The sequence below is a fragment of the Enterococcus wangshanyuanii genome, from assembly GCF_002197645.1.
GTDB classification, from domain to species: domain Bacteria; phylum Bacillota; class Bacilli; order Lactobacillales; family Enterococcaceae; genus Enterococcus_L; species Enterococcus_L wangshanyuanii.
The window spans coordinates 2,172,919-2,186,375 of the sequence record NZ_CP021874.1 but is presented as its reverse complement, the minus strand read 5'-3'; the positions used below and the strand labels follow the sequence as shown (position 1 = coordinate 2,186,375).

The window sequence follows — 13,457 nt, the reverse complement described above, 5'->3', positions numbered from 1 at the left end:
CATTAGTTTGAAATGACTGCTGTAATGAGAATATCTCCTTGTTTAACAGCCGTTTCAGAAGTCGGGATCACATCTGCATAATCAGGTGTGTTGGTAATGATGATCGGAACTTGAGTGCTGTAACCAGCTGCCTCGATAGCTTCAATATCAAATGTAACCAATTTATCCCCTTTTTTAACAGTAGCATTTTGTTCCACAAACGATTCAAAACCTTCGCCTTCAAGCTGAACAGTATCGATACCAATGTGGATCAAGACTTCTGTTCCATTGTCTGAAATCAAACCAATCGCATGTTTTGTTGGGAACAGAGTCATGATGGTTCCGTCAAATGGTGCAACGATTTCACCACGGGTAGGTTCGATCACAACGCCTTTACCCATGATTCCTTCTGAAAAGGCAGCATCTCTTGCTTCACTCAATGGTAATACGTTTCCTTCTAATGGAGAAAAAACTTCATCTTTACCTAACTTCTTTTTGTGACCAGTTGCGGCTAATTTTGCTTCTTCTTTTGATAATTGAACAGTTGGCTCATCATCTTTGAATCCTAAGATCCAAGCTAAACCAAAACCAGCGGCTAAAGCAATGGCATCTAAGATCATGCTGTAAATCGCGTATTTCATATTTCCATCAGGTGCGATCGTTCCAGTATATCTAAAGATACCAAGTCCGCCCATTTGATAGGCTTCAATACCTAAGCCCATAGCTGTTGCACCGATCACACCACCGACGATACAAGAAGCCCAAAAAGGTTTCTTTTTCGGTAAGGTGATCCCGTAAATCGCAGGTTCAGTTACACCAAAGATCCCTGAGATAAAGGCTGGAATAGCTAATTCTTTCAAGCGTAAGTTTTTCGTTTTCAGCATAACAGCAAGCACTGCCCCAGTTTGAGCAAACGATACACTGCCTGAACCAGTCAATAGCGAGGTTGGTGTTCCTTGAGATAAAGAAATGATCACAAACGGAATCAACGCCCAGTGCATTCCAAACATTACAAGAATCTGCCAAGTAAACCCGACGATCGCACCGAAAATGATCGGATTGAACGCTTGAACAGCTAATAAGCCATTTCCTAAACCATCAGCGACGACATTCATGATCGGACCAATTACTAAAAAGGTCAACGGAATCGCAATCAGTGCCGTGAAAAATGGAACCAAGAATAATTTAACAACATCCGGAATGATTTTCCGTAATTGCTTTTCAAGAAAAGCACTAAAGGCTGTAGCAGCAATGATCGGCATTACCGTTGAACCATATCCGGCAGCTGGGATCGAAAAAGGAATCCCGAAGAAATTCAGCCCGCCGGCTTCTGCAAACGTTGCAGTGGCAGAACCGTCAATAAATCCTGTATAAACTAAACTGGATGCGATCATCATTCCTAAGAACGGTGAACCGCCAAATTTTTTCATTGCTGTATAACCAATAAAAATCGGTAAGAACAGGAATAAGCCATCACCCATTGCATTAAATACTGCATAGGTTGAACTTCCTGAAAAACTAGAGCCTAAAGCAAAGGCAAGGATCGCATTGACCCCTTTTAGCATACCAGCTGCAGATAAAGGCGCAAGAATAGGTTGAAAAATACCAGAAATCATATCGACGAATCGATCAAATAAATTGCCTTTAGGTCCTTCATCAGCTACAGGTTCTAAAATACCTAAGACTGCATCAACATCTTTCCGTACATCAGGCACATGGTTTCCAATAACAACTTGATATTGACCACCTGCCTGCATGACAGTAACGACACCATCCATGTTTTTCAACACTTCGGTGTTTGCTTTGCTTTCATCTTTTAACTTGAAACGCAAACGAGTGATACAGTTTGTTAGTGAATTGACGTTTTCTTTTCCGCCAACTTCTTTTACGATGTTTTTTGCTAATTCTTCATATTTGCCCATTTTCTTTCCTCCAAATGTTTTTTTGTTTAATTTAGAGGTCTCGCCAACTGAATGTCACGATCCATGTCCTTTCCACGGACGGAGATTTCCGATGCTCCTTTTCGTTAAAGTATTTATCTTAAGAGAAGTATCTCTTAATCCTTGGTCTTTTCAATGATTCGTGCAAGGTGAATCGTAATATAGACTTGTTCATCTTTAGAAATGGTATAATTGCGTCTTGTTTTAAGAAGGTCTGCGACTTTCTTTGTTACTTCAAAAGCTTCAGGATATTGCTTAGTCACTAATAAAAATAATTCGTTTTCGACCTGATTTTCTTCCTTTTCCAGTGGACTATTCTTCAAGACCCGCTCAGAGAAAAATTTCAAATGTGTGATAAATCGTTGGAAGTAAATGTCGTTTTCGACAAAATTGATTTTTAGTGTGTATTTAATGACAGTTAAAATTTCTTCGATCAATTGTGTCAGACTGACAGCATCTTCGTGACTATTATCGATTCCCGCATTTGTAATATGTAATGCAAGAAAGCCGGCTTCATCGTCTGGCAAATGTACCGATAACTTCTGATTGACGATCTGGATCGCTTTTCGGGCAATTTTTAGCTCATTAGGGAAAAAGCGTTTAATGTCCCACAACAAGAAATTTTTTACCTGAATATTATTTTTTTCACGTTGGATCGCTGAATGTAGATGATCAGCAATAGCGATAAAAGCAATTTCGTTTAGTTGCTTATCTAAGGTCCGAGTCGCGTAGGAGACAATTTCGTAAGAGATACTGATGATTTCTTCTGGAATCTCTGAAAATATTTTTTCGATCTGCTCTGGTTCAACTTGATTTTCTAATTTAAACACTTTTTCAACTTTTGCGTCATCCACTTGTGCGCCAGCTTTCATCTGAAAGCCTAGTCCATTGCCCATTAAAATAACTTCTTCTTTTTCTTCATTCGTGACAATGACAACATTGTTATTTAAAATTTTTAAAATCTCCAAAGCAGTATCCCCCTTACTCCCATGAAATAGAAAAAACCTAAACAAGCCTGATACGGGCATTGTTTAGGTTTAGCTTAACTTAATAATCACTATCCTACTTTACAATGCAAATATACAACAACGAGAAAGCGCTGTCAATGGTTTGTTTGAGGAATAGCTCAAAGAAAATACGTTTCGTACATTGTGCATTTAAGTAAACTTATTTTGTAGGAAAAGCTTATTTTAAAAGGATGCAACGAATCATTGCTTTTCGAAATCAAAACGTGCAACGAAAAAGTGACACAAAAAAATAGATTTACCTTTTCTAAACGATAAAAAAACGCTATGGTTAGTGAGAGAGGAGAAATAGCATGATGAACATTGGTGCAAACATTCAAGCTTACCGCAAAATGAAACACATGACGCAAACTGATTTAGCAAAAAGATTACATGTATCAAGGCAAACTATTTCTAAATGGGAACTGGATAAAAGTACGCCAAGTATTGAATACCTCGTTCAACTTAGCCAAGAACTCAAAGTTACATTGGATCAATTGATTTTAAATCATACGACAATCAAAAATGAAGTGGAGGAAGCAAAGATGAAAAAAGCATTATTATTGGTTCAAAACTACAAACCATCTGGAGATAATACGTGGGGAAATGAAGCCAAGGATTACGGAACAAGAGATTTTCTTGCAAATTTAGCTGAGAAATACGCTCAATATGAGTGGCGTGCAAGTACATTTAAGGAACTAGAAGCAATTCTTTCAACCGTTCAAATCGACTTTATCATTGTAACGCCCGCAGCAGAAAGATTTTTAGATCGTTTAAGAGAAACCTATCATGGGGAAAGCCGCGTCCTCAAGTCAAGCGAGTATGCGCAAATTACACTGAATCATCTTTTGAAAAAGTAGCTTTTGAGACGCTTTGCTGGATATAAATAGAAAGTGAACCAACAGAGCGGATGAAACGATTGTTATACTGTTCATTTTTTTGAAATGCCGCAGACTTGTTTCTTTTTTTCATCGAACTCTACTTTTAGAAAGAAGTCCTCTTCGATAATATAGCTGGTAAAGAACAATAAATTTAGGAATACCTTATTGAAATGTTAGCGCTATTATTGTAGACTGGAATAAGTGATATAATTTTTATCAAATTGTCATGATTTTCATAAAAGCGGAATAGCCGAATAAGATGTTGGTAAGAAAGCTTCCTAATGCATCGTTATGGAAGCGTTAACATTTTTGAGGTGAGTTGTTTTTTTGAATACATCTAAAAGAAAAGAGGAATGGAACTATGAGTAATGAAAACACAGTACTAGCAAGAAATACGGAGAATGCTCCGCAAAATCCACTCGCAGCACAAACGGTCGCTTTTTCACATTACAACAATCTATCTGGGCAATTACCGATCGAGCCAAAATCAGGCAAGTTAGTTGCGGGCGGTATCCGTGCGCAAGCGGAGCAATGTTTTAAAAATATCCAGTCGATTGTTGAGAGTATCGATCACGTGATGAATGATATTGTTAAACTCACTATCTTTGTTAAACATATTCGAGATGTTGATGCCGTAGACGAAGTGTACACATCATTTTTCAAGAGTTACCATCCTTCTAGAACGATAGTTGCAGTAGACGATTTGCCGCTAGGTGCGTTGGTACAAATCGAAGCGCTCGTATCAAACGGTGAAGGGACGATCCCAAATGCTCCGCAAGCGGGTGATCTAATTAAGCTCACAAATGAGACGACCAATGCACCGATTGATCCGTTAGCAAGTCAAACAGTTTCCTTTTCTCATTATAATAATCTATCCGCTCAACTGCCGATCGATCCAACAACTGGAAGAGTCGTTGCTGGCTGTGTGAAAAAACAGACGGGTCAATGCCTGAAAAATATCAAAGCTATTTTAGAAAGTATCGATGTTCCATTTGATGATATTGTGAAAATCAACATCTATTTAAAAGATTTATCGAAGATCGAGGCAGTCAATAAAGTTTATACAACCTTTTTCCCAGATTCAGCAATTGCACGGGCAGTTGCCTACGTTCCAGCACGAACAGTGATTGCTGTGAAGGACTTACCGATGGGCGCTGAGGTTCAAATCGAAGCCGTCGTTTCACATGGCGATGGCACTCCACCACAAGCAATTGAGGACCGACATGGACTGATCGTAGAAGCGAATAATACTGACCAAGCACCAAAATGTCCATTTTCAACACAAACGGTCGCCTTTTCACATTACAATCATTTATCCGCACAATTACCGATCGATCCACAAACCAACGCTCTCGTTGCAGGTGGAATCAAAGAACAAACGAAACAATGCTTAGAAAATATCAAAGCGATCATCGAAAGTGTGGATCATACATTGGAGGACATGGTCAAAGTGAATATTTTTGTTAAAGATTTAGAAGATATGAATGCCGTAAATGAAGTGTATAAAACTTTCTTCCCAAAAGGTACTCCAGCAAGAAAAGTGATCGGTGTAACTGAGTTGCCAACAGGTGCGTTGATTCAGATCGATGCTATTGCTGGAAATGCGGAAGGAACACCACCGATCGTTTGAACCTTAGAGTAAGATGATCACTATAGTGACAATAATTTATATAGACAAACCCGTGAAGACTTTTATACAGTAAGCTCACGGGTTTATACTATTATAAGGAATAAATCTTATGTTGAGTCAGAGGATCATTAAAGGAGAAATATAAGATACTTACTAAAAAGTAAGTAATATACAAAGTACTGATTATCCTCTACAATGAAAAAGTAGTAAATCAAAAGGAGTTGTGTGAATATGAAGATCAGTAGTACAGGACTTAAAGATGGTTACTTTTTAGATATTTTTGGAGGAAATAGTCCAAGTGTGGAGCAGGGGGATATGCCAACTTACTCGATTCCCTTTAAAATTGAAGATGCACCGGAAGATACAGTTTCTTTTGCGGCGATTTTATACGATGTAGATGCTTTTGCTGTGACAAATGGTTTTCCTTGGATTCACTGGACGATCGCAAATCTGACAAAAAAGGAAGTCAAAGAAAACGAGAGTATTGACGCAGTAGATTTTGTCCAAGGCGTCAATAGTTGGCATAGTCAATTTATAGGTGGAAAAGAGAAAAAGCTGACATCAATGTATGGCGGAATGACTCCACCTGATCAAGATCATGTCTATACCTTGACTGTCTTTGCATTAGATGCTCTTTTAGATATCGAAAATGGCTTTATGCTGAATGAATGGCATCACAAAATCAAAGAGCATATTTTAGCAAGTGCCACACTTGAAGGAAAATATAGAAAACTTGACTAGCTCTGTTTTAGTGGAAGGAGCAGATAAAGATGAAAATACGTGAAGACTATATTTGTCCGATCGAAGTCGTTACAGATATGCTGCGAGGAAAATGGAAAACGATCATTCTCTGGCGTTTACGTTTAGGGCCGACAAGTTTGTCACAGCTGCATAGAGACATTGAAAATGTCAGTGAAAAAATGTTGCTGCAGCAATTAGCTGAATTGATTGAATGCGGCTTTGTTGCTAAAACTGAATTTCAAGGTTATCCGCTAAAAGTGACGTATAGCTTAAGTGATGAACTCGGTATGGAACTGTTGAAAGCTTTGACGATATTGCAGGAAATCGGATCAACGCTTACAGGAAATAAAGGCTGTGAAAGGTAAATAAAAGGGGCTGACGATGGGCTGGCTCCTTTTTTGTTGTATCTATTCCTTCTATTTCAAGTACTGACGGAGATAGTGGCACTATTTCAGAACTTGGACAAAGTAAGCAGAGTCAATACGAAATATCATCAATCTAAAAAAATAATGTTTTATATCGTAATCATCCGAAAATAAGTTTATAATAGATGGCAGTATATAAATATCGGAGGGTTCTCACGTGAAAAAATTGGGGTTTGATCCACAAAAGTACATTGAAGAGCAATCAAAATATATCCTTGAAAGAGTCGATCATTATGACAAGCTTTACTTGGAATTTGGCGGTAAGCTGATTGGCGATATGCATGCCAAACGTGTATTACCAGGATTTGATGCAGATGCTAAAATCAAGCTGCTGCAAAAATTAAGAGAACAGGCGGAAATTTTGATTTGTGTTTATGCAGGTGATATCGAGCGAAATAAGATTCGTGGGGATTATGGGATCACATACGATATGGATATTTTACGCCAAATCGATGAGTTGAAAGAATATGGCTTAGCTGTCAATAGTGTTGTGATCACACGCTACAGTGGACAACCTTCCACAAAAATGTTTATCAACAAGCTGGAAAGAAGAGATATCAAGGTTTATAAACATTCAGCAATTGAAGATTATCCATCAAACCTTGAAAAAATCGTCAGTGAAGAAGGTTTCGGGAAAAATGAATACATTCCGACAACGAAACCAATCGTGGTCGTCACAGCCCCTGGACCAGGTAGTGGGAAATTGGCGACGTGTCTCAACCAACTGTATCACGAAAGCCGTAATGGCAAGACAGCTGGTTACTCAAAATTTGAAACCTTCCCAGTTTGGAATGTCCCTTTGAAACATCCGCTTAACATTGCTTATGAAGCAGCAACGGTCGATTTAAAAGATGTGAATATGATCGATTCCTTCCACTTTGATAAATACCAGCAAGTGGCAGTCAATTACAATCGTGATATCGAAACCTTCCCTGTGATCAAACGGATCATTGAAAAGATTACCGGTGAAGAGTCGATCTACCAATCACCAACAGATATGGGAGTCAACCGCGTCGGCTTTGGTATCATTGATGATGAGGTCGTGAAAGAAGCCTCGAAACAAGAAATCATTCGCCGCTGCTTTGCGACAGAATGTGATTTTAAAAAAGGCTTGATCGATGAAGAAACCGTCAATCGCATCAAATTGATCATGGAAGAAGTCGAGCTGAAAAAAGAAGACCGCAAGGCGGTACTTCCTGCTCGAGAGTACTCAGAACAATTAAGAGAACAAACCCAAAGCAACGATACACCAGCAGTCATTGCCTTCGAGTTGGCAGATGGCCGTATCGTCACCGGAAGAACAAGTAATCTAATGGATTCATGTTCCTCTGCTATTTTAAATTCCATTAAGATGTTAGCGAATATTTCAGATGAAATTTTACTATTATCTCCAGTTATTCTGGAAACGATCCAAACAATGAAACGCAAAGACCTACACAGCAAGATTACTGCTTTAAAAGCGAATGAAATCTTGATTGCGCTAGCAATCAGTGCAGTGACTAACCCAACAGCACAATTAGCTTATGATAAATTATCAGAGTTGAACGGCGTACAGGCTCATTCGACAGTAATGTTGAGTAAAACAGATGAGCAAACTCTGCGAGAGTTAGGTTTGGATATCACGAGTGATGCAGTGTATCCATCTGAGAATTTGTATTACATTTAGGGGAAACAATTTAAAGAAGACAACTTTCTAAAGGAATACAATAATTGGTTATAACTATAAAAAATGAGCTAATCATCTTTTGTTACAGGTGATTAGCTCGTTTTCTATTGATCCATTTTAGACAGTATTGTGCTACGTATAAATGAGTTGTATACTGAGGTAAATATCAAGGAGGCAAGATCAATGAATGACTACATAAAAAAAATGACGACACATGTTTCTGTCAGAGATTTCAAAGATATTCCATTGTCACCAGAAACAAGAAAAGCTTTATTAACTGCGGCGCGCAGTGCCTCTTCCTCTCATTTTGTCCAAGCATTTTCAATTATAGAAATTACCGATAAAACGCTAAGGGAAGAACTAGCTGACATTACTGGAAGTGCTCCGTATGTAAAAAATACAGGAACTTTTTATGTATTTGTCGCTGATTTATATAGACAATCAAGACTACTTATTGAAAATAATAAAAAATTAGACGGATTGACCAATATGGAGTCTTTGATTGTAAGCATTGTCGATACATCGATTGCAGCACAAAATATGGCTTTGGCTGCGGAGTCGATGGATTTAGGTATTTGTTACATCGGAGGAATTCGTAATGATGTACGAAAAGTATCCGAATTGTTGAAGTTGCCTAAGTATACTTTTCCATTGTTTGGACTAACAGTCGGCGTTCCTGCTAGTAAAAATAAAGTTAAACCAAGATTATTAGAAAAAAATCAAATTAGCGAAAATTACTATCCTCACGAACAATTCGCTGATTTAAAAGAATATGAAAAAGTATCGAAGGAATATTATAGTTCTAGAGAAAGTAATAAAAAACAAACCTCTTGGTCAGAAAGCAATGCTGCCTTTTTTGAAGAAATTAGACGACCAGAAATTGCGGCCTTTTTGAAAGAACAAGGTTTTCAACTAAACTGATTATAAGAAAAAAGCCAAAATCAATTATTCAGCTTATAAACTAAAAGAGGTTGGGACAGAAGTGTTCAACTCCGAGAAATAAGAAGGAATTCACGAAAATTGATCTTCAAATTTTTGTTAATTTCAGCTTATTTCCGAAGGGGTTACTTCTGCTCTCGCCGTTTATTCGTTTTTTAAAGGGACTGGGTTGTAACTCGTAGAGTTATGTCCCAGTCCCTTTATCATTTTTTTGTTCATATCTAAAGATTGCTATGAAAACCTATCTAAATTTTCACTTTGTTTTTTGAAGGTCTCTTTTACTTTTTTACCGAATTGTCCTTTGACAGAATTTCCCATACTTTCAGAAACACTTGCCATATTTGTTTTCAGCGAAGCTAGCTTGGTTTCTCCATCTTGTTTTGCTTTTTGTTGGTTCGTTTGTTTTTTCTGGGTCATGGATTGACCAACTGCTGAAGCGATCGCGGCTTTCTGTGCCTTCTTTTTAAGATCTTTTTTTACATCATCTAACATCAAGAATCACTCTCTTTCTTTGCTAATTCCTGATCAGATAATATACGAATCTCACGATAATAGGTCTCATCTAAGTCTTCTATCTCTCGTTCGATTTGTTTTCGGTCATATTGTGCGGCTTCATAAACTTCATCTTTTAGCCTATCTAACTTATGTACAGCTTGTATAATAAATGCTTGATCTGGAACGTAGTCTTTTAAATAATAGTGTGTCATGTCTGCAACTTCTTCTAAATCACGTATTCCCTGGTCTCTTTGAAAAAGAATATCATCTTCTTTTTCTTCAAATTGACGTTTTTTCTTTAGATACTCTATTTTTAATCGCTCTTGCTGATCCAACTGAATACTCCTTTCTAGAAAAGTTGACTAGATAACTCTTTGTCACTTTGAACAAGTTTATCGATCCCCGCCTTGATTTCAGAAACAAGGCTATCAAAGCTTTCACCTAACTGTTTAGCTTTCGCTATCTGTTCTTTATAGAAAGTCGTAGGCTCAGTTACGATACTGGATTCAGTTGCTCCAACCGAAGCCAGTGCTTCTGTGATTTCTGATTCATTCAATTCTGTTCCGATCGAACGTGCATGTTGAAGTCCTTCAGACCAAACCTGCATAGCCTCGATCATAGCTTCTTGATAGATCGTTATGACTTCAGACAAGCCATCCTTCATGGTTTGAGAAGCAGTTGTTACAGCGAATAAAGCTTCACTGTTATCTAAATAAATTTCTTCATTTTTCGATAAACCGCCGCCGCTTTTCTTTAGTTTTTTTCTTAGGTTTTTCAATTCCTCAAGATCAGCGATCCGATAAGTACCATATAACTTTAAGTACTCTTTTACACGGGCTTTCGCTTCGGCATCATCACCTGTCCAAAATTTTCCATCACCATTTTTCTTTGCCCAGTTTTTAGCGGCTAGTTCTACTTGTGCTTTGGTCATGCCAGGTGCAAAAATACCATCTTTCGCTAAACGATCTAGATTCAATGTATCTCCATCAAAGTATTTAGCTAGGGTGTTATGTTCACCGAATCCTATCCCTTCAATGCGTGAAACGGACCCATACGTATGGTCACGACCTGAGAGATTTGCCCAGGAATCGTTTTGATATCGTCGCAACATTTCAGGATTATTTTTCAGCCATTTCAGTTGATCATCTGTGAGCGTTCCGAACTGATCTCGTCCCCAATCATCAAAACTTGTTGTCTGAAAGCCCATTTCTTTCCCATACTCGCCAGCCATTTTCATCATGTAGCCACCAGATTGGCTAAAACCTGCAACATCGGTAATCGTTCCGTTGTGTTTGGCTACTTTGTCGTAGGTTTCTTTTAAGAACGCTTGTGCGTCGTTGTATTCTCCAGAAAGCCCGCCTGTAAATGCACCTCCTGCCGTACCAAAGCCATTTGCTCCTGTTTCATTATGCATATTGGTACCAGCATAAACAACGGCTACATTATTATAATCAGGTTGCCCATTGACGATAGGAGCGATAGCCATTGCATTTAGTTGGTTGTCTTTGTCGCTGGCGGCTTTGTTTAGGATTTGGTAGTCTTGTTTTCCGTTTTGTAAGTCTAACGAAACTGTACCACCAACATCAAAATTCTGAACAGTTTTTTTTGTTTTATCTATCGCTTTAGCTAAAACCTCTGTTGTAATTTCATTGCTCATAAACTTATCTCCTCATTTAGTAATTCAATTCATGAATGTCTAAGTTATAAATAACTTGGGCATTTGGACTACCTTTACTACCTTTTTTCATTTTTTCAGAGTCTGCTTTATCAAGTTGATCTCCTATTTTAAATTTTCCAACAGCATTTTCTAGACCTGTTTTGATAGTAGAATCTATATTAGCAGGATTCATGGAGTCTTCTAAAACGTACTTCTTCAACTCATTATTATATTCAGCTTTCTCAGCTAGAGTAAAATCTACAGTAAAAAATTTATCTGCTGAAACAAATACTTTAACATCGCTATCCACGTAGTTTCCAAGCATAGACGATCCAAAAACATCTGAACTACGCCATTCAACACCAACGCCTTGCCACTCGATTTTTTCAATACCTTCATAATTTTTGACTAAATAATCCGTTACATAATTTTGTATCAGTTCGATACCGTCCTGATAGCTTTTCTCTACCGCTTTCTTATCCATATATTTTTTTCCTCCGATACATAAAATAATGAGTACGATCATTCCTAATATTGTTGCTAAAATCCATTTCTTTTTCACTACTTCACCACCTAAATTAATGATCTATTCTTATGTAAGAATAACAATATGAACAACATATAGCAATTTTTTTCGTACGTTTTCTTTTTCACTGCCTATGTAACTTATTTTCTTCTGTCCTAATTATGTACGCTGGTTTCAACATAAACGACTGCATTTAGTTGAGTGCTTTTGTCGCCGGCAGCTTTGTTTAGGATTTGGTAGTCTTGTTTACCCTATTCAATCTTTAATCTAAGTGTGTCTCCAATTTTTTTATCTTGGACAGTCTTTTTATTTTATCTATCGCTTTAGCCAAAACTTTTATTGTAATATCACTACTCATAGCCTATCCCCCTTCTTAATAAGTCAATTCATGAATATCTAAATTTAAAATAATTTGAGCATTGGGGCTACCTTTGTCAGATTTTTTTACCTTTTTAAATCTAAGTTTATTTTTTTCGCTCAATTCTCTAGTGGCATTTCCTATCTCCATTTCAACGGTTGACTCCAAATTACTAGGATTCATGTAATCTGTTAAAACGTACTTTTTTAAATTCTGATCATACTCCAGCTTCTCAGTTAGAGTAAAATCCATAGTGAAAAATTTATCACTAGAAACAAAAACTTTGACATCACTAACCACATAATTTCCCAAAATAGAACCACCAAAAACAGGAGAACTACGCCATTCAACGCCAACGCCTTGCCACTCAATTTTTTCAATACCTTCATAATTTTTGACTAAATAATCCGTTACATAATTTTGTATCAGTTCGATACCGTCTTGATAGCTTTTCTCTATCGCTTTCTTATCCATATATTTTTTTCCTGCTACAAAAAAAGCGACAAGTAAAATGATTACCAAAATAAATCCCAGTTTCTTTTTCAATTCTTCACCACCGAACTTAAAGATAGTTTGCCATATTTATCCACTACTATACAGGCACTGACAACGGTTTATTAGAAAAAGACCAGAAGACAAACGCTCCTGATCTCTCAAAATTGTTTATAGTCCACGACCGATCGCAGAAGAAATGTTTTGATCTGTTTCTTCCATGATTTGGGCTACTTCATTTAATTGCTTGTTGATCTGTTCTAACAGTTCCGCAAACTCACTCACTTTTGGTTTTAAGGCTGTGAATTGATCATTAAAGCTATCAAATCCTGACCCTTCCCAGTTTCCTTGAATCGTGTCTTGCTCCGTTTGTAATTTTTGTAAAATGTCATTTACTTGGTTAGAACCGTCTGTATATTTTGTAGCAGATGTACGTAGTTCTTGTGGTGATAATTTAATACGATCTCCCGCCATGTGTGTTCTCTCCTTTACTTTTTGTTTATGGTTATTTCTCTATTAGTTTATCACAATAAGTAAATTGTTTTTATCAAAAAATTAGGTGGATAATGATATTTATGATAAAACAAGTCTTTTTGTTCGTTTTGCTTATCATTATATGACAAGGAATATTTCTACACGTTGTTAATTAGTATTCATTACAACTACTATCGGTCAGCTTTCTGAGATGTTGTTATACTGAATTTTTTCGTCTTAAAGTTATAAA

Annotated in this window: 14 protein-coding genes; 6 read left to right on the top strand and 8 right to left on the bottom strand. The window is 37.2% G+C overall.

Features of this window, described 5'->3' with window-relative positions; genetic code table 11:
- Positions 1 to 2: 2 nt before the first annotated feature.
- Entirely contained in the window at positions 3 to 1,901 is a 1,899-nt protein-coding gene (locus tag CC204_RS10860) for a beta-glucoside-specific PTS transporter subunit IIABC (protein ID WP_088270144.1), read from the bottom strand.
- 134 nt (positions 1,902 to 2,035) lie between these two features.
- Positions 2,036 to 2,887, bottom strand: a complete 852-nt coding sequence (licT, locus tag CC204_RS10855) for a BglG family transcription antiterminator LicT (protein WP_088270143.1) — start codon at positions 2,885 to 2,887, stop codon at positions 2,036 to 2,038.
- A gap of 350 nt (positions 2,888 to 3,237) precedes the next feature.
- Between licT and CC204_RS10850 the strand changes: the two genes are divergently transcribed.
- The 6 genes from CC204_RS10850 (at position 3,238) to nfsA (ending at position 9,187) form a co-directional block, all read left to right on the top strand.
- Positions 3,238 to 3,783, top strand: a complete 546-nt coding sequence (locus tag CC204_RS10850; protein WP_088270142.1) for a helix-turn-helix domain-containing protein — start codon at positions 3,238 to 3,240, stop codon at positions 3,781 to 3,783.
- Between the two features lie 382 nt (positions 3,784 to 4,165).
- Entirely contained in the window at positions 4,166 to 5,434 is a 1,269-nt protein-coding gene (locus CC204_RS10845) for a RidA family protein (protein WP_088270141.1), read from the top strand.
- A 231-nt stretch (positions 5,435 to 5,665) separates the two neighbouring features.
- Positions 5,666 to 6,175, top strand: a complete 510-nt coding sequence (locus tag CC204_RS10840; protein ID WP_088270140.1) for a YbhB/YbcL family Raf kinase inhibitor-like protein — start codon at positions 5,666 to 5,668, stop codon at positions 6,173 to 6,175.
- A gap of 29 nt (positions 6,176 to 6,204) precedes the next feature.
- Positions 6,205 to 6,540: a winged helix-turn-helix transcriptional regulator gene (locus CC204_RS10835; protein ID WP_088270139.1), complete on the top strand. Its 336-nt coding sequence runs from the start codon at positions 6,205 to 6,207 to the stop codon at positions 6,538 to 6,540.
- A 217-nt stretch (positions 6,541 to 6,757) separates the two neighbouring features.
- Positions 6,758 to 8,266, top strand: coding sequence for a DUF1846 domain-containing protein (locus CC204_RS10830; RefSeq protein WP_088270138.1), 1,509 nt, complete (start codon positions 6,758 to 6,760; stop codon positions 8,264 to 8,266).
- A 183-nt stretch (positions 8,267 to 8,449) separates the two neighbouring features.
- Positions 8,450 to 9,187: an oxygen-insensitive NADPH nitroreductase gene (nfsA, locus tag CC204_RS10825; protein ID WP_088270137.1), complete on the top strand. Its 738-nt coding sequence runs from the start codon at positions 8,450 to 8,452 to the stop codon at positions 9,185 to 9,187.
- Positions 9,188 to 9,436: 249 nt separating this feature from the next.
- Here nfsA and CC204_RS10820 read toward each other — a convergent pair whose 3' ends face one another.
- From CC204_RS10820 to CC204_RS10795, 6 genes are all read right to left on the bottom strand, one after another.
- Entirely contained in the window at positions 9,437 to 9,697 is a 261-nt protein-coding gene (locus tag CC204_RS10820) for a hypothetical protein (RefSeq protein WP_088270136.1), read from the bottom strand.
- Positions 9,697 to 10,035 (bottom strand): hypothetical protein, encoded by a 339-nt coding sequence (locus tag CC204_RS10815; protein ID WP_087641953.1) that lies wholly within the window; start codon positions 10,033 to 10,035, stop codon positions 9,697 to 9,699. The genes CC204_RS10820 and CC204_RS10815 overlap by 1 nt, the downstream gene beginning before the upstream one ends.
- A gap of 14 nt (positions 10,036 to 10,049) precedes the next feature.
- Positions 10,050 to 11,357 carry a hypothetical protein gene (locus CC204_RS10810; RefSeq protein WP_227011135.1) on the bottom strand — a complete coding sequence of 436 codons (1,308 nt, stop codon included), beginning with the start codon at positions 11,355 to 11,357 and terminating at the stop codon, positions 10,050 to 10,052.
- 16 nt (positions 11,358 to 11,373) lie between these two features.
- Entirely contained in the window at positions 11,374 to 11,919 is a 546-nt protein-coding gene (locus CC204_RS10805; RefSeq protein ID WP_088270135.1) for a hypothetical protein, read from the bottom strand.
- Positions 11,920 to 12,256: 337 nt separating this feature from the next.
- Entirely contained in the window at positions 12,257 to 12,787 is a 531-nt protein-coding gene (locus tag CC204_RS10800; protein ID WP_088270134.1) for a hypothetical protein, read from the bottom strand.
- A 117-nt stretch (positions 12,788 to 12,904) separates the two neighbouring features.
- Positions 12,905 to 13,207: a WXG100 family type VII secretion target gene (locus CC204_RS10795; RefSeq protein ID WP_088270133.1), complete on the bottom strand. Its 303-nt coding sequence runs from the start codon at positions 13,205 to 13,207 to the stop codon at positions 12,905 to 12,907.
- Positions 13,208 to 13,457 lie beyond the last annotated feature (250 nt).

What these genes read in the sequence shown, in the direction of transcription:
- CC204_RS10820 (WP_088270136.1), bottom strand. Translation starts at nt 9,697, where the DNA reads ATGTTAGATGATGTAAAAAAAGATCTTAAAAAGAAGGCACAGAAAGCC.
- CC204_RS10840 (WP_088270140.1), top strand. Translation starts at nt 5,666, where the DNA reads ATGAAGATCAGTAGTACAGGACTTAAAGATGGTTACTTTTTAGATATT.
- CC204_RS10835 (WP_088270139.1), top strand. Translation starts at nt 6,205, where the DNA reads ATGAAAATACGTGAAGACTATATTTGTCCGATCGAAGTCGTTACAGAT.
- CC204_RS10850 (WP_088270142.1), top strand. Translation starts at nt 3,238, where the DNA reads ATGATGAACATTGGTGCAAACATTCAAGCTTACCGCAAAATGAAACAC.
- CC204_RS10845 (WP_088270141.1), top strand. Translation starts at nt 4,166, where the DNA reads ATGAGTAATGAAAACACAGTACTAGCAAGAAATACGGAGAATGCTCCG.
- nfsA (WP_088270137.1), top strand. Translation starts at nt 8,450, where the DNA reads ATGAATGACTACATAAAAAAAATGACGACACATGTTTCTGTCAGAGAT.
- CC204_RS10795 (WP_088270133.1), bottom strand. Translation starts at nt 13,207, where the DNA reads ATGGCGGGAGATCGTATTAAATTATCACCACAAGAACTACGTACATCT.
- CC204_RS10810 (WP_227011135.1), bottom strand. Translation starts at nt 11,357, where the DNA reads ATGAGCAATGAAATTACAACAGAGGTTTTAGCTAAAGCGATAGATAAA.
- CC204_RS10860 (WP_088270144.1), bottom strand. Translation starts at nt 1,901, where the DNA reads ATGGGCAAATATGAAGAATTAGCAAAAAACATCGTAAAAGAAGTTGGC.